Consider the following 24,718-nt stretch of genomic DNA (forward strand, 5'->3'; position numbering starts at 1 on the left):
CGGGTTTTAGTGAATTAAGCAACAAGATAAAAACTTCTGCAATCCTGTTCTAACTAGTCATTTGTCAGTTGTGCAACACATCGTACATACAACAATTAAGATGCCAGGCATATGGCTCTGCCGTGATCATGAACCTCTACTAAATAGCTGTGCAGATTTTTGATCGCATCGGCATAGTCGTCTTCATCGATAATAAATTGCATATCTACCTGACGCATTGACTGATGCATAGCCAGTACGCTGATATTTTTCTCAGCTAAAGCACTGACGGTACGTGCCAGAATGCCGGGGATTTTCATATCACTGCCAATCGCTGAAACAATCGCCACTTTCTGCTGATTGATTTCGGCTTCTGGAAACTGCTCCTGCAATGCTTCACGAATACGGCGGATATTCTTCAGGCTAGCTGAAAGATAATGGGTAATGGTGTTGGCATTGATATCTTTGGAAATGATATGTGCTTTATTTTTGCGTATTTGTGCCAGAATTTCACGATCATAAACATCAATATTTCCTGCCATATCCTGATCGAATAATTCAAACGCATAAACGTGTTTGCATCCAGCGATAATCTCCACACAAGGCTTGCTGCTGATGTAATCGCCCGTAATCAATGTGCCTGCGTGCTCTGGTTCGAAGGTATTACGCACCCTTAACGGAATATTATTCTGCCGCAAACCTTTGGCCGCTTTGGGATGAATAGCCTCCATGCCCAGATTAGCCAGCTGATCAGCCACATCGTAATTGGTCCGGCCAATCGGCACTGCATTGTCTTCACCTACCAGACGTGGATCGGCACTGCTTAAATGAAACTCTTTATGAATAATCGCTTCATTGGCATTGGTTAATACAGCAATACGGCTGAATGTCATTTCACTGTAGCCGCGATCAAAGGTCGACATCAGACCATCATCGCTGTGGGCATAACCGGTGACGATGGGTAATTCTTTGCTCAAATCAATTTCAGCAAAAGCCTTATCAATGCGCTCATCAAGTTTCATGTGCTTGTCGGTCTGCCATCCTGTCAAATCAACATAACGGGCATTGATCTTGTCTTTTTTCAATAAGGTGGCCGTATTCCAGGCACTGTGCGCTTCACCGATGCTGGCCAGCATTTCACGTACTGTTGCCAGATGCATATCCAAGGCAAAGTGACCGTGCTGACAGAGACGTTGTAAATCTGCCAGTACCCGTTCGGCGTCTTCAAGCCGTTCACCAATAAACTCATTGGCTTGTTTTAATGTTTTTTTATCGTTGAACAATTGTTGATTGATGGCAAAAATCTCTTGCTTGAGCTTTTCCATTGCCTCAATCCAGCTGTCATCATTCAAGCTGTTGGCGAACTCTGCATAGACACCTGATGTGCCATTTTTCTTGTGCTCTAGCAGCAGATTAGTAATACCACCATACGCTGAAACAACAAAAACACGATTGTAAATTGACTCGTTATGAACCGGTTTAAGAATAATATTGTCGCGCACCGCGACATAGTCGCTCATTGAGGTGCCACCTATTTTTTCTACCGTATGAAATTGCATATCTACTCTCTGTTAATTCGTTGTACTCCGGGCTAAACCGGAAAGGGTGCATTGCCTGTTATTCAGTTACCGCTTCGGCATCTAATTCATAGGCACCTTCAGCGTTATGAACTTCTTTACCATTCAATGGCGGGTTGAACACACAGGCCAGATGCAGTTCTTTAAACGCACGCAGGATGTGGCGATCATGCTGATCAAGGTTATATAAGGTACCTGGTGTGATTTTGTAGACCTTGCCATCATCCAGCGTTTCCACTTCCCCTTCACCACTGATGCAATACACCGATTCCAAATGATTCTGATAATGCATACGGAAATCAGCACCAGCATAAATAGTGGTGATATGGAATGAATAACCCATATTGTCATCTTTCAATAACATGCGAGTACTCTCCCAATTACCATCCGGTGAAACGATACGGCGAGAGGTTTGTTGAGCTTCTTGTAATTGTCTGACGATCATGTTTTGTCCTCTATAAATGCTTTTCAACAGCCAGTGATCGGAAAACCGATCACTGGATTGTGAAGATAGATAATGCCGAGCTGATTAACTTGCTACTTTTTTGCTGGCAGGTTCAAACGTATCGGATTTACTGGCTTCATCACTGACAGAGTAATCACCTTCAAAAAAGTCTTTTTCTTCCGGAATGCTGTCTGCTTTATCACAGACTTCTTTAATCGCTTTCTCCAGAATATCGATACCTTTTTTCAGGTTTTCATCGGTGATGGTCAGCGGACATAAGAACTTAACGACATGATCATCAGCACCACTGGTTTCAATAATCAGACCGTTTTGGAAACATTTACGGGTAATCTGGCCAGCTAATTCACCACTGACACAATTGATACCACGGAACATTCCTCGGCCATGTGAGTTGAAGTTACCTTCACCGTATTTCGCCACAATGGCATCTACTCGGTCAGCAATATACTGGCCTTTACGCTGCACTTCTTTGGCAAATTTATCGTCTTTCCAGAAATGATCGATAGCAGCTTTTGCGGTAACAAACGCATGATTATTGCCACGGAATGTACCGTTATGTTCACCTGGAGACCATTGATCGACTTCCGGTTTCATCAACACAATGGCAAATGGCAAGCCATAACCACTTAATGATTTCGATAAGGTGACAATATCAGGATAAATGCCAGCTTCTTCAAAACTGAAGAAGGTACCGGTACGGCCACAACCAGCCTGAATATCATCCACAATCAGCAATACATCATGGCGTTTGCAGATCTCTGAAAGACTTTGTAACCAGTTCATTGAAGCAGCATTAATACCGCCCTCACCCTGAACGGTTTCGACAATTACTGCGGCTGGCTTATCAACACCACTGCTGGAATCAGACAACATCTTGTCGAGCAGATTAGTAGTATCAAAATCATCGCCTAAATAACCGTCATAAGGAATTCTGGTTGAACCATGCAAGGCAATACCTGCACCACCGCGATGGGTAGAGTTACCGGTAACCGATAAAGCACCTAAACTCTGACCATGCCAACCATTGGTGAAGGAAATGATATTTTCACGGCCAGTTTTCTTGCGAGCAATTTTCAGTGCAGCTTCTACGGCATTGGTACCGGTCGGGCCGGTAAACATAACGACATACTCAAGATCACGCGGCTTTAAAATATTCTCGTTAAAACTTTCCAGGAATTCACCCTTGGCACGTGTATGTAAATCCAAGCCCTGAGTAATACCATCACGTTGGATGTATTCAATCAGTTTTTCTTTGAAAATCGGATGATTATGGCCATAGTTCAGTGAACCGGCGCCAGCGAGGAAGTCGATGTATTGGTTGCCATCATCATCGTAAATCAACTCGCCTTGGGCCTTGTCAAATAAACGAGGGAACGCGCGGGCATATGAACGCACTTCTGATTCGATCTCTTCAAAAATTTTCATTCGCTTTTCTCTCCTGTGAAAATTGAGGCCATCGCTGACCTGAATTCGGTATTAATTGTTAATTACGCTATGGGTTTAAACGGTCCGACTTTGACTAACATTTCAGTATCATGCTGATTGGCAAAATGTTGGTGGCGATCAAACATCACACTGCTGCTAATTTCGGTATCCAGCTTACGAGCCAGACTTTCAAATAATCCCCATGACGCTTTGTTATCAGGGGTTATCGTAGTTTCAATGCGTTTGATATCGCGGTTTTGTTCACGCGACAGAATTTCTTTAAGCATTCGTCCTGCAAGTCCTTGTCCTCGAGCCTTTTCAGCAACTGCAACCTGCCACACAAATAATGTCTCGGGGCGTTTTGGAATGCGATAGCCGGAAATGAACCCAACCAGTTCATCGTCAAGCACAGCAGCAACCGCTGTTTCAGCAAAATGACTGCTTTGCAACAAGTTGCAATACATTGAATTGGTATCCAATGGCGGACATTCAGAAATAAGTTTGTGTACAGCCGCACCCAACTCTGCCGTTGGTTGCATCAACTCGATAGATAAAGGTGCTGGATTAACCTGGGTCATATTTACAATCAACTCTAATGTTTATGGCACTAAATACTTAGTGAGATATAAAAACTCTTAAACCCCGCCAATATTGCCTTTAATTAATATAATCATATATTTATGACTTGCAGATGACAGAATCTAAATATATAGTACACTAAACAAATTAAAAGTCCAGACCACTTTTTAAACTGATTTATAGTTTGAGAGCTTTAAAAAAAGCTTCATGTAACACTGGCTTTCAGCCAATACAACAAGAAAAGCGGTCTGCCCCAAGTTGAACTATTTATTTAAAAACGTGGGAAAATATGTTGAATTCAATTCAAATTAATACTGAAACTATCGACGCACTTGGTCTAAATAAAGAGCAAAGGGAACACCTGTTGAATCATATTGAAGAAGTGCTTATTGCATTGCGCCGGGTTATCCGCGCCACTGATCTACATTCCAAATATTTGGCCAAAACTACTGGGCTAACTGCGCCGCAGATCCTTTTATTACAAACTCTGCGTGATAAAGGACAAGTGACTATTGGGGAGTTGGCTCAGGAAATGAGTTTAAGTCAGGCTACGGTAACGACAATATTGGATCGACTGGAAAAACGTGGACTGGTTTATCGTCAGCGTTCTCAATCTGATAAACGTAAAGTACATGCCTATTTGACTGAGGCTGCGACAGAAACGCTTAAAAGTGCACCGATTCCATTGCAGGATCGTTTTACCCGTGAATTCAGTAAATTAGATGAATGGGAACAGGCGATGATTATGTCCGCCTTAAAGCGTGTTGCACAAATGATGGATGCCCAGCATATTGACGCTTCACCAGTTTTGGATATTGGTATGCTGGATCGTTATGAAGATGAACAGGATATAGTCAAAATGCCAACCAAAAAACGTTAAGCTTTTTTCAGTTCATTGCCATTTGCCAAAAGACGTTCAACCTCACCCACAGGAAGCGGTTTGCTAAAGTAATATCCTTGTAACTCCTGGCACCCCATGGTGGTCAGCATTTCTACCTGCTCAAGCGTTTCTACACCTTCGGCAATGGTTCTCAGACCAAGGTTTTCTGCCAGTTGAACGATGGTTCGGGCAATAGCTGCATCTTTAGGATTATCGACGATTTCATCAACAAAGCTTTTATCAATTTTCAGCGTATTAATGGGGAAGTTTTTTAAATAGCTCAATGATGAATAGCCGGTGCCAAAATCATCAATTGCCAGTCCCACACCCATTTCTTTTAACGCGGTTAATAATGGAATTGTTTCCATTATGTCTTTAAGCATCGCAGTTTCAGTTATTTCCAGCTCAAGTGAAGCTGCAGGTAAACCAGATGCCTGCAAAGATTGCCCTACCTGTTCAAGTAACAGCTGCTGATTAAACTGCATGGCAGACAAATTCACCGATACTCGCCAGTTGTTGTTGAATTGTTGTTGCCATTGATACGTTTGCAAACAGGCTTGATTTAACACCCACTCACCAATGGCTATAATCAAACTAGTCTTTTCAGCCACATCTATAAAAGTTAATGGTCCGAGTAATCCCTTAACTGGATGCAGCCACCGTAATAACGCTTCAAATCCAATAATTCGTTGGGTTTTGACATCAATCTGTGGCTGATAAAACAATAAGAATTCATTACGTTTCAGAGCTTGGCGCAGATCCTGTTCGGTTTGCAAACGCTCAAAAAGATAATCATTCATTTCTGCTGAGAAAAACTGGTAATTATTGCGACCTAACTCTTTAGCATGGTTCATTGCCACATCAGCATGCTGCATCAATGCCTGAACGTCATCACCATCTTCCGGAAAGATAGCGATACCGATACTAACAGTGCTGTATACATTGAGCCCATTGATGTCGAAGGATTTTTCAAATTTCGCCACAATCCGCTGGGCAATATTTGCCAGCACATCCACATTATCAATATTGGTTAACATGACGGTGAATTCATCACCGGCAAAACGCGCTACGCGATCATCTTTATCTTTGCTCACCGCGATTAAATCTGCATCACGAAGACAATCCTTTATCCTTGCTGCAGCCTCACATAACAACGCATCCCCAACTTGATGACCATAGGTATCGTTAATATGTTTAAAGTGATCTAGATCGATAAACATTAGCGTTAACGAATGTTGTTTATGGCGTGCGCGGGCGATAGCCGTTTCCAATTGTTCGATAAACAAACGTCTATTCGGTAAATCAGTCAACGTATCGTAATAGGTGAAATAGGCGATTTCCTGTTCTGATTGTTTGAGTGAAGTGATGTCCTGCAGAGTACCAATGATTTTCCAACCATCGAAATCCTGATTTATTTCTGTTCGTTCATGTAAATAAAACAACTGCCCATTATCGGTCTGAATTCGATATTCAATGTCGTAGGCATGTTTCTGCTGAATGGCACGGCGCAAAGCCTGTTTAAATAAAGGTCTGTCATCAGGAAAAATATGACGAAGAATGTGTTTGAATGAAATGGCTTGCGAGGTATTTTGTATGCCTAATAACTGATACAGATTGACACTGCATTCAAATGTCTTTTGCTTAAAATCCCATTCCCAATAAATCAGATTGGCAATAGCTTGGGCCTTAGCCAGTTTAGAACGACTCAGGCTGAGTTCACGTAACGTACTGTTAGCTTTGAGAATATAACGAACCCGATGGGCAAATAATGGCCACTTGAAGGGTTTAGTAAGGAAATCCGTAGCCCCAGCGTCAAATGCTTTCTCAATATCTTCAGCTTTATCATGAACAGTCACCATCACGATTGCTGTTTGTTGACCTTTGGGTAGCAGTCGTAATTGACGGCAACAGGTAAAGCCATCCATGCCCGGCATGGATACATCCAGCAACGCAATATCAGGTAAATACTCGGAAAATAGTTTTATCGCCTGTTCGCCGCTTTCTGCTTCAATAATGGATAAAGTCGGATCTTTAAGTGCTTGTTTCATTAACAGGCGAGTGACAGGATCGTCATCGACGATAAGCACGGTATATAGTGATTGACTATCCATGTTGCTAGATACCCGAAATTCTCAGCTTAGAAATACTGATATAAGAAAGTGCACGTAGACTCAGCGGCAGTTTATATCAGCAGTATTTACAAAAGACGATAAATTACCATAGCGGTATTTGCTTTAACCTGAGCTAGCGCACATTTCTGGCAGGTAAGTTATGGAGCGGGATTGGGAATCGCTTTATGGATATCTTCAATCGCTGTAACAACTTCATTGGAAAGCGTTAATTGCTCACTAGTGATATTGGCATGCAATTGCTGCATATTAGTCGCACCAATGATAGTTGCAGCAACAAAAGGTCGACTATTGACATAGGCCAGTGCCATTTGCGCAGGATCCAGTTGATGTTGTTTCGCTAAATCCACATAAGCTTGGGTTGCTTTTACTGCTTGCGGATTGCTGTAACGGGCATAGTGAGGCCACAAACTCATTCTGGCTGTGGCAGGAGCATCATTTTTTAGATACTTACCTGTTAATACACCAAACCCCAGTGGAGAATATGCCAATAATGGTACGTTCTCTCGATAGCTGATTTCCGCACAGCCAATCTCATAGCTGCGATTTAACAAACTATATGGATTTTGCACGGATGCTATCAGCGGTAAATTCATCGCTTTAGCCACCGAAATAAATTGCATCAATCCCCAGGGCGTTTCATTGGATAAACCGATGTAGCGAATTTTGCCGGCTTGGATCTGCTTTTCCAGTGCCTGCAAAGTTTCAATCACGGGCGTCATAGTATGCTCATCAGGATCTGGCTGATAACCTAATTTGCCAAAATAATTAGTTTGTCGCTCCGGCCAATGTAATTGATATAAATCCAAGTAATCGGTTTGCAAACGTTGCAAGCTGTTATCTAACGCTTCGCTGATATTTTTATCATCAAATCGTGATTTACCCTGACGGATATGCCCCACCCAATCAGCACCAGGCCCAGCAATTTTACTGGCAAGTACAAGATCATCACGACGACCACGTTTTGCTAGCCAATTACCAATAATCGCTTCAGTGGCACCATAAGTTTCAGCTTTTGGAGGAATCGCATACAGCTCAGCTGTATCAATGAAGTTAATACCCTGTGCTATAGCGTAATCAAGCTGTTCAAAAGCTTCCTGCTGTGTGTTCTGCTCGCCATAGGTCATGGTGCCGAGACAAATCTGGCTGACAGTTAAATCGCTATTACCAAGGGTATTGAATTGCATAGTAGGATCCTGAGATTTTCAAACGGCAGAAACAAAACAACGCCCATTAAGAGCGTTGTGATGATATCAGGGCTTGTTGATCTTTCATATCCACCACTGCTGGCGGCTATTTTTGTGTCCGACAAGGCGGAAAGCACGCAGTGTAGCCTTCCTACATAAGTGATTGACAACGCGGGCGGTCGCAAAAATAGTCCCAGCCCTTCGGGTTGTGACTGAAAAAGCGCCACTCTGCGTTGCTCGTCACTTATTTAGAACAACTAAAAGGCGCTCCTCGTGCCTTGATTGCCGCTTTTTCAGCTCACAACAGAGGCGGAGATGAAAGATAAACAAGCCCTTAAGTTGCTAATGGTCGGGACAACAGGATTTGAACCTGTGACCCCTTGCCCCCCAGGCAAGTGCGCTACCAGGCTGCGCCATGCCCCGACAAGCAACAAAACAGTGAAATTATAGCGTATTAAGCCAGAATCGTACGAATTTGTTCCAGCTCTTTCAGCATTTCATCAATCAGATGTTTGCGGTTTTCATCGCTATGAGCTGCTTCGGGTTTATGCTCGGTTTCCAGTTGTTGGCGTGCACCGCCAATGGTAAAACCTTGTTCATAAAGCAGACCACGAATCTCACGGATCAAAACTACATCATGGCGTTGGTAATAACGACGGTTACCACGGCGTTTTACCGGTTTAAGCTGGGTAAATTCCTGTTCCCAGTAGCGTAAAACATGAGGTTTAACCCCACATAATTCGCTGACTTCACCAATGGTAAAGTAGCGTTTACCAGGAATCGCCGGTAATTCGTTGTTGTTACTCGCCTCGAGCATAACTGTCCACCCTTGCTTTCAGTTTTTGGCCAGGACGGAAAGTAACGACACGACGGGCGGTGATTGGAATTTCTTCACCCGTTTTCGGGTTACGGCCAGGCCGTTCATTTTTGTCGCGCAGTTCAAAATTACCAAATCCAGAAAGCTTCACCTGATCACCTTCTTCAAGTGCGCCACGGATTTCTTCAAAGAACATTTCGACCAGCTCTTTTGCTTCGCGTTTATTAAAACCCAACTCTTCATAAAGTTGTTCAGTCATATCGGCTTTTGTGAGTGCCATTCTTTACCTCTATTCTTATTATTGAACCGACGTTAGGTTCTGACCACTGCACCCAACTCACTTTGCAGTTTGTTGGTTATTTGCAGCATTAATGCATCGACTTCATCGTCGGTCATGGTTCGCTCACCATGCTGGAGATGGAAGGCGACCGCAATACTCTTCTTGCCAAGCTCGACACCATCTCCAGAATAAACGTCAAACAATTGAATTGACTTAAGAATATCAGACTCAATGCCTTTCAGGCAATGCTCAATTTCAAAGGCCACAACGGAATTGTCGACGACTAAAGCGAGATCTCTGCGAATGGCAGGATAACGTGACAAAGCGGTAAATTTTGGAATGGCGGATTGCAAACAAACCGTTAACGCCAATTCAAAAACATACGCTTTACCAGTAAAGCCTAATGGCTTATTCAGTTTTGGATGTAAGGCACCGATCCAACCCACAGCTTTTCCATCTTGATAGATGCGCGCGGATTGGCCTGGGTGTAAAGCTGGATGAGCTTCGACACGATATTCAACGCTACCATTACCTAAGGCTAATAACGCTTCAACATCGGCTTTAACATCAAAAAAATCAACCTTACGGTTTGTTTCAGACCATTGTTCTGGTTTTAAATCACCGTAAACCAGACCACCAATACATTGCTGTTGGTCAATATTGGCTAGTTCACCACGAAACACTCGTCCAACCTCAAACAAGCGCACCCGCTCCTGCTGGCGATTCAGGTTATAAACCATCGCCTGTACTAAACCAGGCCACAATGAATGCCGCATGACCGACAAATCAGCCGAAATCGGATTGGCTAACTTGATAGGTTCAGCTTCACTATCAGCGAAGTGTTTTTGTAATGTTGGATCAACAAAGCTGTAGGTAATAGCTTCAAAATAACCACGATCTACCAATAAATTTTGTAAGCGCTCGGTCGCCAATTGTTTTTCGGAAATTGCGCCAGGTAATACACTGATTTCAGGGCGGGTTTGCGGCAAACGATCATAGCCATACAGACGTCCCAATTCTTCAATCAAATCGACTTCGATATTAATATCAAACCGGAAACTTGGCACAATAACCAGCCAGCCTTCTCTAACTTGCGTAACTTCCAGCCCCAACCGTGTCAGTTGTTCTTCAACTTCAGCAGCTTCCAGCTCAATTCCCAATACGCGTTTAATACGATTTGCACGTAGTAGGATTTGTGGCGTTTCTGGTAATGCACTTTCTTCACTGACCACAGTAAGTGGGCCTGCCTGACCACCGACAATCTCCAGAATCAAGCTGGTGGCACGTTGCATTGCTTGTTGTGCCAATTCGGGATCAACACCACGCTCAAACCGATGAGATGAATCAGTATGCAATCCATAACTTCTAGCTTGACCGGCGATAGCATCCGGAGCAAAAAAAGCCGCTTCAAGGAACAATGAACTTGTAGCAGAATCTACAGCTGACGCTTCACCGCCCATAATGCCTGCCAGTGCCAAGGGTCCAGATGCGTCTGCAATGATCAGAGTTTGTTCAGCAATCTCAACTTCCTGACCATCCAACAAAGCTAGTTTTTCATTGGCTTTAGCAAAACGCACGGTAATGGACTGCTGTAATTTTTGCAGATCAAAAGCATGCATTGGCTGACCAAGTTCAAGCATCACATAATTGGTGATATCGACAACTGGACTGATACTACGCAAGCCACTACGACGCAGTTTTTCCTGCATCCACAATGGGGTTTTAGCATTTGGATTAATATTCTCAATCACCCGGCCAATATAATTCGGACAGGCTTGTGTAGCTTCAACTGAAACCGGAAATGCTGTCTGAATAGTCGCAGCGACATCGTTAATCATGACCGGAGTCAGATTGGTGCGACTAATCACACCCAGTTCACGGGCAATACCGGCAACCCCAAGGCAATCACTGCGATTAGGCGTTAAGTCAACTTCGATAGTGAAATCATTTAATGCCAGGTAATCACGGATGTCCTTACCAACTGGAGCGTCTCCCGATAACTCCAGCAGACCTTCAGAGGATTCTGCCAAGCCAAGTTCTTTAGCCGAACACAACATGCCAAATGAAGGCTCACCGCGCAGTTTGGCTTGTTTGATTTTGAAATCACCTGGCAACACAGCACCGATAACAGCAACTGGAATTTTCAAACCCTCTCGAACATTGCTGGCACCACAAACAATGTGCAGTAATTCATCAGCAGCAACATCCACTTCACAAACCCGCAATTTGTCGGCATCCGGATGCGGGACAACTGATTTCACTTGACCAACCAGTACGCCGGAAAAATCACCGGCAACAGGCGAAACAGAATCAACTTCCAAACCCGCTTGAGTCAGTTTCTCGGCAATCACCTGCACGTCAAAATCAGGATTTACCCATTCACGTAGCCAATTTTCGCTTAATTTCATGGCGAACTTCCTATCCTATTTGAACTGACGCAGGAAGCGCAGATCGTTCTCAAAAAATAATCTTAGATCATTCACGCCATAACGCAGCATCGCCAGACGTTCAACGCCCATACCAAATGCCAGACCCAGATATTTTTCACTATCAATATTGACGTGTTCGAATACTTTTGGGTGCACCATGCCGCAACCTAAAACTTCCAGCCAACCGGTATGACTACATACGCGACAGCCTTCGCCACCACAGATCACACACTCAATATCAGCTTCTGCTGAAGGTTCGGTAAACGGAAAATAGGAAGGACGAAAACGTACATTCAATGGTTTTCGAAAAATGCTTGAAGAAAGTCCGCCAGAATACCTTTGAGATCGGTAAAACTGACATTCTCATCAACCATCAAACCTTCGACCTGATGGAACATCGGCGTATGCGTTAAATCCGAGTCACAACGATAAACACGTCCTGGTGCAATGATTCGTAACGGCGGTTGCTGTTCTTCCATCACCCGGATCTGTACCGGTGAGGTATGAGTACGCAGCAGCATTTCAGCGTTGAAATAAAAGGTATCGTGCATCGCGCGAGCTGGATGACTTTCAGGAATATTCAGTGCGGTAAAGTTATGATCACCGTCTTCGATTTCCGGGCCTTCAGCAATTTGAAAGCCGATTTGACGGAAATATTGTTCGATTCTTTGCAGAGTCCGTGTAACTGGATGCAGACCACCCACCTCAGCATTACGACCAGGTAACGTGACATCCACAGTTTCCGCAGCTAATGCGGCATGCATTGCTTGTTCGGCTAGAACTTTGGTGCGTGCTTCTGTCAGACCAGCAACTTCCTGCTTGGCCAGATTCACTTCCTTACCAATTAGAGGGCGTTCTTCAGCACTGAGATTACCTAACTCATTAACATATTTGGTAATCAGACCTTTCTTACCCAGATATTCGACCCGGACATTATCCAGTGTTTTAGCATCAGTCGCGTTTTGAATCGCGGTCTTCGCTGCCTCAACAATATCTTTTAATGCTAATAACTGCGATGACAGTTCAGCCATATTTCCTCCACCTGAGGATCAATCAGAAATAAAAAAGGGCCGTCATCAACGGCCCTTTCATGTGCAACTAATAATGAGATTCGCAGAAGCGAACCGGGAGATTAGTTAGCCAAAGCCGCCTTTGCTTTTGCAGCAATAGCAGCAAACGCAGCAGAATCGTGATAAGCAATATCTGCCAATACTTTACGATCGATTTGGATAGATGATTTTTTCAGACCATCAATCAAACGGCTGTAAGACATTCCACATTCACGGGCAGCAGCGTTAATACGCGCAATCCACAGTGTACGGAATACACGTTTTTTCTGACGACGATCACGGTAAGCATATTGACCGGCTTTAGTAACTGCCTGAACAGCTACACGATAGACATTCTTGCGACGGCCATAATAACCTTTGGCTTGCGCGATAACTTTTTTATGACGGGCTCTGGCTGTTACACCACGTTTAACTCTAGCCATTGGTATATTCCTTAATTATAGAAGAGGCAATAATTTGCGGACTGACAAATGATCTGCTTTGCAGATTGTCAGCGTGGAACGCAGTTGGCGTTTCCGCTTAGTGCTTTTCTTGGTCAGGATATGGCTGGTAAACGCTTGAGCGCGTTTAAATTTTCCGCTACCGGTACGTCTGAAACGCTTCGCCGCACCGCTATGGTTTTTCAATTTTGGCATTTGGAACTCCGCATTGTTAATTAATAATAGTTATTTTTTATTACTTGGTGCCAAAACCATAATCATCTGCCGACCCTCTTTCTTCGGATGCTGCTCGATAACCGACAGTTCTTTCAGATCATCAGCTACTCGTTCGAGCAGTTTCAATCCTAAGTCCTGATGGGCCATCTCACGTCCACGAAAGCGGAGGCTGACTTTGGCTTTGTTACCTTCTTCGAGGAAACGTGTCAGGTTGCGTAGTTTTACCTGGTAGTCACCCTCTTCCGTCCCTGGTCGGAATTTTATTTCCTTAACCTGTATCTGTTTTTGCTTTTTCTTAGCAATGGCTTTTTGTTTATTAGCCTCAAACACATACTTGCCGTAATCCATAATACGGCACACTGGTGGTTCTGCCTGAGGGGCAATCTCCACCAAATCCAGCTCGGCTTCTTCCGCTAACTCCAAGGCTCTCGCCAATGAAATAACGCCTAGTTGTTCACCGTTTGCATCGGTTACACGAATTTCTTTGGCTGTGATTTCAGAATTCAGCCTTTTTTGATCTGTAGCGATGTTTTTAATCCTCTAAAATAATTCGACCGCGGCCAGCAACGTCTTCTTTAAGCAATGAAACGAAGCTCTCAAGCGACATAGCGCCTAAATCTTCGCCTTTGCGAGTACGTACTGCCACGGCATTTTCTTGTGCTTCGCGATCCCCAACAACGATCAGATAAGGTACGCGCCGCAATGTGTGCTCGCGTATTTTAAAGCCAATCTTTTCATTTCTCAAGTCCGTATCGGCTCTAAATCCCTGATTTTTCAATTGTTGGGCAATTTGTTGAACATATTCTGACTGTTTATCGGTAATTCCCATGACCATAACCTGACGAGGTGCAAGCCATGCCGGAAACGCGCCAGCATATTCTTCGATGAGTATACCGATAAAACGCTCAAGTGATCCAAGAATCGCACGATGCAACATTACCGGCACTTGCTTCGAACCATCATCGGCCACATAAGTTGCATCCAAACGGCCTGGCATCGAGAAATCAACCTGAATGGTGCCGCACTGCCAAACTCGTCCCAGGCAATCTTTTAAGGAGAATTCGATCTTCGGACCATAGAATGCACCCTCGCCCGGTTGCAGTTCCCAGTTCAGATCTTTGGCATTTAATGCTTGTTCAAGTGCATGCTCGGCTTTATCCCAAACCGCATCACTGCCCACCCGATTTTCCGGGCGAGTCGACAATTTGATAATGATCTCGTTAAACCCGAAATCGGCATAGACGTTGAACAACAGATCGATAAAGGTAGCAACTTCAGACTGAATCTGGTCTTCAGTACAGAAGATATGCGCATCATCCTGAGTGAATCCACGCAGACGCATCAAACCATGCAAGGTACCGGAAGGCTCATTACGATGACATGAACCGAACTCTGCCATGCGCAAAGGTAAGTCACGATAGCTTTTCAGACCCTGATTAAAAATCTGGATATGACACGGGCAGTTCATCGGTTTAACTGCGTAATCACGATTTTCAGAATGTGTGCTGAAAATCATGTCGCCAAATTTATCCCAGTGACCGGATTTTTCCCACAGACTACGATCGACTACTTGTGGAGTACGTACTTCCTGATAACCATTGTTTGCCAACACATCACGAATATATTTTTCCACTTCGCGATAAATGCGCCAGCCATTGTCATGCCAGAAAATCATGCCGGCCGCTTCATCTTGTAGATGAAACAGATCAAGGCTTTTCGCCAGTTTACGGTGATCGCGTTTTTCTGCTTCTTCTAAACGATGTAAATAAGCTTTCAGATCTTTTTTATCAGACCAGGCAGTACCGTAAATACGCTGTAGCATTTCATTTTCAGATTTACCACGCCAGTAAGCACCGGCCAGTTTCATCAGTTTGAATGCTTTGAGTTTTCCAGTATTAGGTACATGCGGGCCACGGCATAAATCCATAAACTCGCCCTGACGATACACTGACAGTACTTCGTCTTTTGGAATATCTTCAATGATTTGGGCTTTATATTCTTCACCCATTTCACGAAAGATTTGCACTGCAGCATCACGAGTGACTTCTTCACGAACCACTTCAAGATCTTGCTTAACCAACTCTTCCATGCGTTTTTCGATCTTTTCCAAATCTTCCGGCGTAAAGCCTTTTGAATAAGAAAAGTCGTAATAAAAACCATCGTCAATGACTGGGCCGATAGTGACCTGAGCATCCGGATAAAGTTGTTTTACCGCTTGAGCTAACAAATGTGAGGTTGAATGACGAATGATATCCAACCCTTCTTCATCACGTTCGGTGATGATGGCTAATTCAGCATCATCTTCAATAATGTAATTGGTATCGACGAGTTTGCCATTCACTTTACCAGCCAAAGCAGCACGGGCTAAACCAGCACCAATATCGGCGGCAACATCATGAATTGAAACAGGGTGATCGAACTGGCGTTGACTGCCATCAGGAAGGGTAATTGAAATCATGCTATATCCTTGGTTGTGGCCAATACGAGAGGCCTTAAAAACCAAAAAGCACCTGCAAGAGGTGCTTGATGTATATATCTGGTAGGCACGATTGGATTCGAACCAACGACCCCCACCATGTCAAGGTGGTGCTCTAACCAACTGAGCTACGTGCCTACTGTGAAGCGCGAAATTATACGCAGTCAGGCATATTTTGCAAGCGCTTTATACCGGTACAGGCCCCAACGCCATCTTCCTGACTTTCTCTAACTCATCACGTAATTTAGCCGCTTCTTCAAACTCCAGATTCTGTGCATGTTTATACATCGCACTCTCAATCTGTTGAATACGTTTAGCCAATTGTTGGGGAGAAAGTGAAGCATATTTGGCATGCTCTTCGGCCACTTGGGCGAATCGCAGATTTTCTTCTTTCTTGCTCTTCGAGTCATCCATTCCGCCACGAATCGATTTGATAATGCCTTTGGGTGTTATGCCATGTTCCAGATTGTGGGCAATCTGTTTTTCACGACGTCGATCAGTTTCATCAATCGCCCGCTTCATCGAGCCAGTTATCTGATCAGCATATAGAATCGCTTTACCATTCAGATTCCGAGCAGCGCGACCGATTGTCTGAATCAATGATCGGTCGCTACGCAAGAAACCTTCTTTATCAGCATCCAGAATAGCCACCAACGACACTTCAGGAATATCCAAACCTTCACGTAGTAAGTTGATACCTATTAATACATCAAACTCACCCAAACGCAGATCCCGTAAAATCTCCATCCGTTCAACCGTATCGATATCCGAATGCAGATATCGCACTTTGACATTGTGCTCACGTAAATAGTCAGTGAGATCTTCGGACATACGTTTGGTCAATGTAGTGACCAAAACCCGTTCGTTAACCGCGGTGCGTTTATGAATCTCGGAAAGTAAATCATCGACCTGTGTGCCCACCGGACGAATTTCCACTTCAGGGTCGATCAAACCTGTTGGACGCACTACCTGCTCGACAATATTGCCAGCATGTTCAGCTTCATATTTACCCGGTGTGGCCGAAACAAAAATAGTCTGGGGTGCCAGCTTTTCCCATTCATCAAACATTAACGGTCTGTTATCTAATGCTGACGGTAAACGGAAACCATAATTCACCAAGGTTTCTTTACGTGACCGGTCGCCTTTATACATTGCGCCAATCTGCGGAATCATCACGTGGCTTTCATCAATAATGAGAATCGCATCATCTGGCAGATAATCGAATAAGGTTGGCGGTGCTTCACCAGCTTGGCGAGTAGATAAATGTCGTGAGTAGTTTTCGATACCGTTGCAATAGCCCAACTCTAATAACATCTCAATATCAAAACGGGTGCGTTGCTCTAATCGCTGTGCCTCAACTAATTTGTTTTGTTCATTTAATTCAGCTAATCGCTCGCGCAGTTCATTTTTAATAGAATCAACTGCACCGAGAATGGTTTCGCGTGGCGTGGCATAGTGAGTTTTAGGGTAAATCGTAATGCGGTTCATCCGTTGCAAAACTTCGCCGGTTAACGGATCGAAATAACTGATCTGCTCGACTTCATCATCAAACAGTTCAATTCGAACCGCATCACGTTCGGATTCTGCCGGGAAAATATCAATGACTTCCCCGCGAACCCGATAAGTACCACGAGACAATTCAATATCATTGCGGGAATATTGCAACTCTGCCAAACGGCGCAAAATCTCACGCTGATTAATCACATCACCTTGAACTAGATGCAACACCATTGCCAGATAAGCATCTTTATCGCCCAAACCATATATACACGAGACACTGGCTACGATAATTGCATCACGTCGCTCCAGCATGGCCTTGGTCGCCGATAAACGCATCTGTTCGATCTGTTCATTCACCGAGGCATCTTTATCTATAAAGGTATCGGAAGAAGGCACATAGGCCTCCGGCTGATAGTAATCGTAGTAGGAAACGAAATATTCCACCGCGTTATTGGGAAAGAACTCTTTCATTTCACTATAGAGCTGAGCAGCTAATGTTTTATTGGGTGCCAAAACCATAACTGGACGCTGCACTGCTTGCGCAACATTGGCAATGGTGAAGGTTTTTCCCGAACCAGTTACCCCCAACAGCGTCTGCCACATTTCACCGCTGTTTAATCCCTCAACCAGCGACGCAATCGCAGTTGGTTGATCCCCTGCCGGTTCAAACTCGCTGACTAATTCAAATTGTTTTTTCATACTCTTTAGCAATGCTCGTGTTTTGTCGTAATATTACGGTTTTTTAATTACTTATCGTTTCTCGAAGGACAGATTTTGACTATCAAACTCTCACAGCGCGTACAAAGCATCAAACCCTCGCCTACTTTAGCCATTACTGCACGCGCCGCGGCTTTGAGAGCCGAAGGTAAAGATATTATTGGTCTTGGTGCCGGTGAACCAGATTTCGATACACCGGATCATATCAAGCAAGCTGCTGTCGAAGCACTTAACAAAGGCCAGACCAAATATACAGCGGTTGATGGTACAGCTGAACTGAAAAACGCCATTATCAAAAAGTTTTCTCGCGACAATGGTTTGACCTACGAAGCTAATCAAATTCTGGTTTCATGTGGCGGTAAACAAAGCTTCTTCAACCTGGCACAAGCCTTATTAGAGTCTGGCGATGAAGTCATTATCCCGGCACCTTACTGGGTATCTTATCCTGATATGGTGTTACTCGCTGATGCCAAACCAGTCATCATCATCGGCGACCGTGATCAACGTTATAAAATCACCCCACAACAACTTGAAGACGCAATCACCGATAAAACCCGTTTAGTGGTGATCAACAGTCCTTCCAACCCGACTGGCATGACCTACACCAGAGCTGAACTTGAAGCATTGGGCGATGTACTCCGTAAATATCCGGAAATTCTTATCGCCACCGATGATATGTATGAACATATATATTGGGCCGATGAACCATTTTGCAATATCGTCATGGTCTGTCCTGACTTATATGACCGCACCATCGTCATGAACGGCGTATCGAAAGCCTACTCTATGACTGGCTGGCGTATTGGTTATGCCGGTGGCCCTGCTCAATTGATTGGCGCGATGAAAAAGATTCAATCGCAAAGTACTTCTAATCCGACCTCTATTTCGCAAGCGGCTTCTGTAGAAGCATTAATGGTGATCAAGGTTGCGTGCAAACCATGTTGGTGGAATTCAAAAAGCGCCATGACTTCGTAGTTGAAGCGCTGAATAAGATGCCAGGCATCACCGCTTTGGAAACCGACGGTACTTTCTATGTCTTCCCGGACATCACTGGTGTGTTGGTTAACAAACCAAAATTAAAAGACGATATGGACTTTGCTGAAGCCTTATTGGTTGAAAAAGGCGTTGCTGTCGTCCCTGGCACAGCATTTGGTCTGAAAAATCATATCCGTTTGTCGATTGCTACCAGCGAAACAAATCTGCAAAACGCACTTCAAAGAATCGCAGAATTTATCGGTTAACAAAAAAACTTAATAGAGGCTTGACCCATCCGGTTCGAGTCTCTATCATACCCATCTTTCTGTTCCCCGATAGCTCAGTTGGTAGAGCAAATGACTGTTAATCATTGGGTCGCTGGTTCGAGTCCAGCTCGGGGAGCCAATGATTATAAAGCTCAGAAGATTCGTCTCCTGAGGCTTTTTTGTTCAATGTAACTCATATGTAACTTCACTGCGTGATACTGGAGTAACTATAGTGAACTCCAAGTATCTCACCTCCCCTATCTTTTACTCAAAACGCGCAAGTTGAAGATGTGTTTATTTCATTCTACGCATCTTGTTATACCACCACTCACGGATATCCATAATCGCTTTTGGCACAGGCTTTCTGCCGGTTTTCAAATCTTTACGGCCCTCTTCCCAGAATCTTTCCGCCGCTAACGCTTCAGGAAGCTTACGAACAAGGTATGGCTTAATTAGTTCTATAGTTCGAAGCGCATATTTACCGTTAATATGGAGCGTGTAACATTGCCTATTTGTACCCATGTTTCTTTTGTTTTTAAATATCTTTGCATGAATATCCAAAACATCAATTATCCGCTCTAAAACTTCTAGGTTGTTCTGCCCTATACTAATTCTAAGTGAATGTGTAATGCCGCCATGCTCGCCAGTTGAGCGAGACTTATATTTTTGCTTGTAGATATGTATACAACCTTCCCCATCAATAAATCCTGCGACCCACGCAGTCATGTGGGAACGAGATACCAAATCGTCATATTCAGCCATGTAACTCTCCAATAATATACACATTGTGTATTAGATAGGTTTAAAAAAACGCGTCAAGCGGGCAATGCATAATCTACACAATGTGTACACCATTGTCAAGTACAGTGTATTTAATTTTATTTTTAATACAAAACAGCTCTAACAAACCCTCTGGCATATTACGATGATTATCTGTTGCTTCATCTAATTCCCAGCTCATCCAGGTACGCGGAGTAACGAATATATATTTAGCGGCTTCTTCTCGGCTTAAGCCTAAGTTGTCGCGTAATTTTCTAAGTTGTTTAGACGTTATGGGCATATGTTATTAAGTGGTTGACTGCATAATCATCATATTGTGCCATAAACAAGAATCGCTAATCGATTCATAACATTGCGCCCTTGACACAAAACTACACATTGTGTAACTATATTCGCATGAACAACTAACCAAAAAGCTACGCAGCTTCTGGTTATTTTTGCCCATAATTATACACTTTGTGTATTTATGATGATGCTAATGAGACATTTGAGGAGATAAAACATGATGGATTCAAATTTCAATGAATTTATTCCAAATTCTGCTCTTATTAAAAATGAGTGTAAGAATTCAAATGAAACTGAAGCTGAAGCTGAAGCAAATGAAGCAGATCAAGTTATTAATATTTTTGACAAGACCTCAGTAACTAAAGCAATCGATGCTGAGACAAACCGCAATAGAATAATGATATTGCGTGACTTGTTAAAAGAATCTGATCACAAGCCTCTTGCTATGTTCAACTCGGACATCATCAGCAAACTTGAAAATTTGGCAGAAAAATTTGGAAATTTCAATGAAGTCATTGCTAGGGTGAAAAGCACGCTATGTTTAAGCGGCCTAGAAGACCCCAAGACGCTCTACATCCCTCCACTTCTTCTTACAGGCCCACCAGGTGTAGGTAAAACAAGATTTATCTCTGAACTGGCCGCTGTGCTTGGAACTGACTTCTTCTCGTTGGATTTTGCATCAGTTTCATCTAGTTTCGTTGTGGCTGGAGGATATAGCAGTTGGATGGATAGCAAGCCGGGTTTTGTTAGCAAGAGTATTCGCAAAAGTACCTATGCCAACCCAATTTTTATGCTCGACGAAATTGATAAAGTAACCACCGATTCACGCCACAATCCTCTCGGGCCAATGTATGGGCTACTTGAACGGCACACTGCAAAACACTTTGTTGATGAATATTTGGAAATTCCTTTTGATGTGAGCTTCGTTATTTGGATCGCTTCTGCTAATTATCCAGAACAAATCCCTGAGCCTATTCGCTCTCGAATGATTGAAATTGCCATTCATCCTCCAACGACAGCTCAAGCGAGAGCGATTATTTGTTCAATTTATGACGAACTTTTAAATATGAATGCTTGGGGCAAGCATTTCGCTACGAAACTGGATAAAAAAGTTATCGATAAACTTTCTACTCTTTCACCTCGATTGGTACGCATCCAATTAGAAAATGCTTTGGCAAATGCTGTTCAGCGTTCTCCAGCAAATAAGCGACCAATAGTTGTGATCCCGAAGGACGTAACGATTGCTTCTAATAGAACAAAATCACGCGGCATCGGTTTTATGGCCAATATCTGACGTTTCTTTAGTTCAACACCAAAATTCATGAACAGCTAATGGCTCATTTGAAAGCTGCCTGTTCGACTGTTGTTGACATCAATCCGCGTGCCTGCGTGAGGCGCAAATCCCGAAAGGAATTTTTTATTTCACCATGACTCCAGCACCGAACTTCGCTGGACTACGCCTAAGCCCGCTACAGCAGGTTTATCAATAACTTAGGCTAATTCATCATATGCCGGTGCTTTCCGAAACTTGACCCGGCTTCCGACCGCTTGGCTCCTAACAGGCTCCTGGAAACGGGTCTTTTAAAGAAGGAGTCAGCTATGGCTAAGATAAAACTCACCAAATCTGCCGTCGATGCGGCACAACCCCAGGCGCAGCCCATTGAGTTGCGCGACACGCTTGTTCCCGGCTTTCTGTGCAAGATCACACCGGCCGGTCGCAAGGTGTTCATGCTTCAGTATCGTACAAATGCTGGAGAGCGCCGCAAACCTGCGCTTGGCCAGTACGGCGAACTGACCGTCGAGCAGGCCCGTTCGCTGGCGCAGGAGTGGCTGGCCCAGGTACGCCGGGGCGGCGATCCGGGTGCAGCCAAGACCGAGGCTCGTAAGGCGCCTACTGTTGAGGAGTTGTGCAAGAAGTTCATGGAGGACTACTCCAAGAAACGCAACAAGCCCAGCACCCGAGTCGGCTATCAAGGCGTCATCAACCGCTGCATCATCCCTCTGCTGGGCCGTAAGAAGGTTCACGACGTGAAACGGCCTGACGTTGCCGGACTGATGGAAAAGCTTTCGTACAAGCAGACCGAGGCGAACAAGGCGTTCAGCATCCTGCGCAAGATGTTCAACCTGGCCGAAGTGTGGGGTTATCGGCCTGACGGCACCAATCCGTGCCGCCATGTCCCGATGTTCCCTGCTGGCAAGTCCACCCACCTCATCAGCGACGAGGACATGGGCAAGCTGTTCCGGCAGCTCGACAAGATCGAGGTCGAAGGGCTAGAGAACTATGTCATCCCTCTGGCGATCCGCTTGCAATTCGAGTTCGCTGCCCGCCGCTCCGAAATCGTCACGCTCGAATGGGAATGGGTCGATCTGGAAAACCGTCGCGTCGTCTGGCCTGACAGCAAGACCGGCGGCATGTCCAAGCCCATGAGCGAAGAAGCCTACCGGCTGCTTTCGACGGCACCGAGGCGGGAAGGCAATCCCTACGTGCTGCCGTCGCCACGCCATCCGAGGCAACACCTGACTGCGGGTGAGTATTACAGCGGCTGGAGCCGCACCCTCAAGGCGGCGGGTGCGACGCATGTGGGGACGCACGGCATCCGCCACTGCTCGGCCACCGACATTGCTAACTCAGGTATCCCGGTGAAAGTTGGCATGGCCCTGACCGCGCACAAGACCGTAGCGATGTTTATGCGCTATGTCCACACCGAGGACGATCCGATACGCCAGACCGCAGAACTGGTGACGAACCGGCGTAAGACGATCACGGGTGCGCAGCGTGCCGAGGAGGCTACAGCATGAGTAAGAAAAGGCTTTCGGCGGCGGGAAAAGGCCCCGCCGCCTTGCCGGCCGGTTATGTCGGTATCCACAGCGGTATTGTGGAACTGCTCGATGCCGCGCGACATGCGGCAGCGCGCAGCGTCAATGCGCTGATGACGGCGAGCTATTGGGAAATTGGCCGCCGTATCGTGGAGGCCGAGCAACGGGGCAAGCGGCGTGCGGGTTATGGCGAACAGTTGATCGCTCGCTTGTCCGCCGACTTGACCGCGCGGTTCGGGCGTGGTTTCAGTGCGGATAATCTGGAGAACATGCGGCGCTTCTTCCTCGCATATCCCCTGGCTGCAATTTCCGAGACAGTGTCTCGGAAATCTGGAAACGAGCTGCCTGCCGGGAAATCCGAGGTACTGTCTCGGAAATTGGACCTCGCCGAACTTGCGCTGGTCTTCACGCTGCCGTGGTCGGCCTACGTCCGGCTGCTGTCGGTCAAGGACGACCATGCCCGCCAGTTCTATGAAGCCGAAGCCCTGCGCGGCGGATGGAGCGTCCGCCAGCTCGACCGGCAGATTGGCAGCCAGTTCTACGAGCGCACAGCGCTGTCCAAGGACAAGGCCGCGATGCTGACCAAGGGAGCGGCGTCGAGGCCAGAGGATACAGTCACGGCCGACGACGCGATCAAGGACCCGTATGTGCTGGAGTTTCTGGATCTCAAGGACGAGTATTCGGAGTCTGACCTTGAAGGCGCTTTGATACAGCGGCTGGAAGATTTTCTGCTCGAACTCGGTGAGGGGTTCACCTTCGTCGGGCGGCAGCGCCGGTTGCGTATCGACCAGACCTGGTACCGGGTGGACCTGCTGTTTTTCCATCGCCGATTGCGCTGTCTGGTCATCATCGACTTGAAGCTCGGCAGCCTGACGCATGCCGATGTGGGCCAGATGCACCTGTACTGCAATTATGCCAAGGAGCACTGGACGTTTTCCGATGAGAACCCGCCTGTGGGCCTAATCCTCTGCGCCGACAAAGGCCATGCCCTGGCGAGGTATGCACTGGAGGGCCTACCCAACAAGGTCATGGCGGCAAACTATCGGACAGTGCTGCCGGATGCCGAATTGCTGCAAAAGGAACTTGAGAATACGCGGCAATTGCTGGAATCGCGCGGTGCGATTCATCCCAAGCATCATCAATGATAACTACGTGTCCCGGCGTACCGCCGTCGGCTCGCGGGCTAGGCCCCGCGACTCTGCAAGTCACGGCCATCCGGCTTTGATCCCTGACTTCTCCGGCCCTTGAGGGCCTGCGCGCTGCGCTTGCCTGTTGGTGCCTTCGTTGGGGTTTGGGTAGGCAGTCTTGCTGTTTCTCTGAATGTACCACGGCGTTCTCGCCGTCAAGGGCTGCGCGTGCGGTGCACGCTTGCGTCGTAGCCGTCGGTGACCCCTGACTGCTTGCGCTGCGCCGTGTTGCCACGGTTCC

The 24,718-nt window shown here is 45.5% G+C and carries 19 protein-coding genes, 3 tRNA genes and 2 pseudogenes; 6 read left to right on the forward strand and 18 right to left on the reverse strand.

The window, feature by feature from the left end; translation table 11 throughout:
* Positions 1–95 precede the first annotated feature (95 nt).
* The 4 genes from E8Q33_RS14305 to ectA all read right to left on the reverse strand — a co-directional run bounded on the left by E8Q33_RS14305 (position 96) and on the right by ectA (position 4,025).
* Complete coding sequence (locus E8Q33_RS14305; protein WP_069296590.1) at positions 96–1,538, reverse strand: aspartate kinase; 1,443 nt, start codon at positions 1,536–1,538, stop codon at positions 96–98.
* Between the two features lie 58 nt (positions 1,539–1,596).
* Positions 1,597–2,001 carry an ectoine synthase gene (locus tag E8Q33_RS14310; RefSeq protein ID WP_069296589.1) on the reverse strand — a complete coding sequence of 135 codons (405 nt, stop codon included), beginning with the start codon at positions 1,999–2,001 and terminating at the stop codon, positions 1,597–1,599.
* Between the two features lie 84 nt (positions 2,002–2,085).
* Complete coding sequence (ectB, locus tag E8Q33_RS14315; RefSeq protein WP_069296588.1) at positions 2,086–3,447, reverse strand: diaminobutyrate--2-oxoglutarate transaminase; 1,362 nt, start codon at positions 3,445–3,447, stop codon at positions 2,086–2,088.
* 62 nt (positions 3,448–3,509) lie between these two features.
* Positions 3,510–4,025, reverse strand: coding sequence for a diaminobutyrate acetyltransferase (gene ectA, locus E8Q33_RS14320; RefSeq protein ID WP_136555594.1), 516 nt, complete (start codon positions 4,023–4,025; stop codon positions 3,510–3,512).
* Positions 4,026–4,315: 290 nt separating this feature from the next.
* On the opposite strand from ectA, the gene E8Q33_RS14325 reads away from it, so the two are divergent.
* Positions 4,316–4,906 (forward strand): MarR family winged helix-turn-helix transcriptional regulator, encoded by a 591-nt coding sequence (locus tag E8Q33_RS14325; protein WP_136555596.1) that lies wholly within the window; start codon positions 4,316–4,318, stop codon positions 4,904–4,906.
* Here the strand turns inward: E8Q33_RS14325 and E8Q33_RS14330 are convergent.
* The 13 genes and pseudogenes from E8Q33_RS14330 to uvrB all read right to left on the reverse strand — a co-directional run bounded on the left by E8Q33_RS14330 (position 4,903) and on the right by uvrB (position 18,149).
* On the reverse strand, positions 4,903–7,017 hold the full coding sequence (locus E8Q33_RS14330) for an EAL domain-containing protein (RefSeq protein ID WP_136555598.1): 2,115 nt from the start codon (positions 7,015–7,017) through the stop codon (positions 4,903–4,905). The two genes, E8Q33_RS14325 and E8Q33_RS14330, sit on opposite strands and share 4 nt — an antisense overlap.
* Before the next feature lie 158 nt (positions 7,018–7,175).
* A complete protein-coding gene (locus E8Q33_RS14335) occupies positions 7,176–8,222 on the reverse strand; it encodes an NADP(H)-dependent aldo-keto reductase (protein WP_069296585.1) in 1,047 nt (348 codons plus the stop codon).
* Between the two features lie 346 nt (positions 8,223–8,568).
* A tRNA-Pro gene (locus tag E8Q33_RS14345) sits at positions 8,569–8,645 on the reverse strand.
* Positions 8,646–8,676: 31 nt separating this feature from the next.
* Entirely contained in the window at positions 8,677–9,039 is a 363-nt protein-coding gene (locus E8Q33_RS14350; RefSeq protein ID WP_069296584.1) for a MerR family transcriptional regulator, read from the reverse strand.
* A complete protein-coding gene (gene ihfA / locus E8Q33_RS14355) occupies positions 9,023–9,319 on the reverse strand; it encodes an integration host factor subunit alpha (protein ID WP_014706670.1) in 297 nt (98 codons plus the stop codon). The genes E8Q33_RS14350 and ihfA overlap by 17 nt, the downstream gene beginning before the upstream one ends.
* 32 nt (positions 9,320–9,351) lie before the next feature.
* Positions 9,352–11,727, reverse strand: a complete 2,376-nt coding sequence (gene pheT / locus E8Q33_RS14360; protein ID WP_136555602.1) for a phenylalanine--tRNA ligase subunit beta — start codon at positions 11,725–11,727, stop codon at positions 9,352–9,354.
* 15 nt (positions 11,728–11,742) lie between these two features.
* Positions 11,743–12,779: pseudogene (gene pheS, locus E8Q33_RS14365) on the reverse strand (phenylalanine--tRNA ligase subunit alpha).
* 101 nt (positions 12,780–12,880) lie between these two features.
* A complete protein-coding gene (gene rplT / locus E8Q33_RS14370) occupies positions 12,881–13,240 on the reverse strand; it encodes a 50S ribosomal protein L20 (protein WP_069296581.1) in 360 nt (119 codons plus the stop codon).
* Between the two features lie 15 nt (positions 13,241–13,255).
* Positions 13,256–13,453, reverse strand: a complete 198-nt coding sequence (rpmI, locus tag E8Q33_RS14375; protein WP_084003046.1) for a 50S ribosomal protein L35 — start codon at positions 13,451–13,453, stop codon at positions 13,256–13,258.
* Between the two features lie 30 nt (positions 13,454–13,483).
* Positions 13,484–14,011 carry a translation initiation factor IF-3 gene (gene infC, locus E8Q33_RS14380; RefSeq protein WP_084003045.1) on the reverse strand — a complete coding sequence of 176 codons (528 nt, stop codon included), beginning with the start codon at positions 14,009–14,011 and terminating at the stop codon, positions 13,484–13,486.
* A complete protein-coding gene (thrS, locus tag E8Q33_RS14385) occupies positions 14,007–15,932 on the reverse strand; it encodes a threonine--tRNA ligase (RefSeq protein WP_136555604.1) in 1,926 nt (641 codons plus the stop codon). The genes infC and thrS overlap by 5 nt, the downstream gene beginning before the upstream one ends.
* Before the next feature lie 79 nt (positions 15,933–16,011).
* Positions 16,012–16,088 (reverse strand) — tRNA-Val (locus E8Q33_RS14390).
* Positions 16,089–16,136: 48 nt separating this feature from the next.
* Positions 16,137–18,149 carry an excinuclease ABC subunit UvrB gene (gene uvrB / locus E8Q33_RS14395; RefSeq protein WP_136555605.1) on the reverse strand — a complete coding sequence of 671 codons (2,013 nt, stop codon included), beginning with the start codon at positions 18,147–18,149 and terminating at the stop codon, positions 16,137–16,139.
* 75 nt (positions 18,150–18,224) lie between these two features.
* Here uvrB and E8Q33_RS14400 point away from each other — a divergent pair.
* Together E8Q33_RS14400 and E8Q33_RS14405 are read left to right on the forward strand one after the other, a co-directional pair.
* Positions 18,225–19,408: pseudogene (locus tag E8Q33_RS14400) on the forward strand (pyridoxal phosphate-dependent aminotransferase).
* Positions 19,409–19,471: 63 nt separating this feature from the next.
* Positions 19,472–19,547: transfer RNA gene (locus E8Q33_RS14405), tRNA-Asn, on the forward strand.
* Positions 19,548–19,702: 155 nt separating this feature from the next.
* Here E8Q33_RS14405 and E8Q33_RS14410 read toward each other — a convergent pair.
* On the reverse strand, positions 19,703–20,170 hold the full coding sequence (locus E8Q33_RS14410) for an LAGLIDADG family homing endonuclease (RefSeq protein WP_168800224.1): 468 nt from the start codon (positions 20,168–20,170) through the stop codon (positions 19,703–19,705).
* A gap of 520 nt (positions 20,171–20,690) precedes the next feature.
* Here E8Q33_RS14410 and E8Q33_RS14415 point away from each other — a divergent pair.
* The 3 genes from E8Q33_RS14415 to E8Q33_RS14425 all read left to right on the forward strand — a co-directional run bounded on the left by E8Q33_RS14415 (position 20,691) and on the right by E8Q33_RS14425 (position 24,435).
* Positions 20,691–21,767 (forward strand): AAA family ATPase, encoded by a 1,077-nt coding sequence (locus E8Q33_RS14415; RefSeq protein WP_247870128.1) that lies wholly within the window; start codon positions 20,691–20,693, stop codon positions 21,765–21,767.
* Between the two features lie 305 nt (positions 21,768–22,072).
* Positions 22,073–23,272, forward strand: a complete 1,200-nt coding sequence (locus E8Q33_RS14420; protein WP_136555609.1) for a site-specific integrase — start codon at positions 22,073–22,075, stop codon at positions 23,270–23,272.
* On the forward strand, positions 23,269–24,435 hold the full coding sequence (locus E8Q33_RS14425) for a YhcG family protein (protein ID WP_136555611.1): 1,167 nt from the start codon (positions 23,269–23,271) through the stop codon (positions 24,433–24,435). The genes E8Q33_RS14420 and E8Q33_RS14425 overlap by 4 nt, the downstream gene beginning before the upstream one ends.
* Positions 24,436–24,718 lie beyond the last annotated feature (283 nt).

The organism is Methylophaga sp. SB9B (genome assembly GCF_004832235.1).
In the GTDB taxonomy this organism is placed as follows: Bacteria; Pseudomonadota; Gammaproteobacteria; order Nitrosococcales; family Methylophagaceae; genus Methylophaga; species Methylophaga muralis.

Bases quoted from the DNA above. Each gene is read 5' to 3' on its own strand.
- ihfA (WP_014706670.1), bottom strand. From the start codon at position 9,319: ATGGCACTCACAAAAGCCGATATGACTGAACAACTTTATGAAGAGTTG.
- E8Q33_RS14330 (WP_136555598.1), bottom strand. From the start codon at position 7,017: ATGGATAGTCAATCACTATATACCGTGCTTATCGTCGATGACGATCCT.
- E8Q33_RS14415 (WP_247870128.1), top strand. From the start codon at position 20,691: ATGATGGATTCAAATTTCAATGAATTTATTCCAAATTCTGCTCTTATT.
- E8Q33_RS14350 (WP_069296584.1), bottom strand. From the start codon at position 9,039: ATGCTCGAGGCGAGTAACAACAACGAATTACCGGCGATTCCTGGTAAA.
- pheT (WP_136555602.1), bottom strand. From the start codon at position 11,727: ATGAAATTAAGCGAAAATTGGCTACGTGAATGGGTAAATCCTGATTTT.
- E8Q33_RS14335 (WP_069296585.1), bottom strand. From the start codon at position 8,222: ATGCAATTCAATACCCTTGGTAATAGCGATTTAACTGTCAGCCAGATT.
- rpmI (WP_084003046.1), bottom strand. From the start codon at position 13,453: ATGCCAAAATTGAAAAACCATAGCGGTGCGGCGAAGCGTTTCAGACGT.
- E8Q33_RS14310 (WP_069296589.1), bottom strand. From the start codon at position 2,001: ATGATCGTCAGACAATTACAAGAAGCTCAACAAACCTCTCGCCGTATC.
- E8Q33_RS14420 (WP_136555609.1), top strand. From the start codon at position 22,073: ATGGCTAAGATAAAACTCACCAAATCTGCCGTCGATGCGGCACAACCC.
- E8Q33_RS14410 (WP_168800224.1), bottom strand. From the start codon at position 20,170: ATGGCTGAATATGACGATTTGGTATCTCGTTCCCACATGACTGCGTGG.
- ectB (WP_069296588.1), bottom strand. From the start codon at position 3,447: ATGAAAATTTTTGAAGAGATCGAATCAGAAGTGCGTTCATATGCCCGC.
- E8Q33_RS14425 (WP_136555611.1), top strand. From the start codon at position 23,269: ATGAGTAAGAAAAGGCTTTCGGCGGCGGGAAAAGGCCCCGCCGCCTTG.
- thrS (WP_136555604.1), bottom strand. From the start codon at position 15,932: ATGATTTCAATTACCCTTCCTGATGGCAGTCAACGCCAGTTCGATCAC.
- uvrB (WP_136555605.1), bottom strand. From the start codon at position 18,149: ATGAAAAAACAATTTGAATTAGTCAGCGAGTTTGAACCGGCAGGGGAT.
- E8Q33_RS14325 (WP_136555596.1), top strand. From the start codon at position 4,316: ATGTTGAATTCAATTCAAATTAATACTGAAACTATCGACGCACTTGGT.
- ectA (WP_136555594.1), bottom strand. From the start codon at position 4,025: ATGACCCAGGTTAATCCAGCACCTTTATCTATCGAGTTGATGCAACCA.
- rplT (WP_069296581.1), bottom strand. From the start codon at position 13,240: ATGGCTAGAGTTAAACGTGGTGTAACAGCCAGAGCCCGTCATAAAAAA.
- E8Q33_RS14305 (WP_069296590.1), bottom strand. From the start codon at position 1,538: ATGCAATTTCATACGGTAGAAAAAATAGGTGGCACCTCAATGAGCGAC.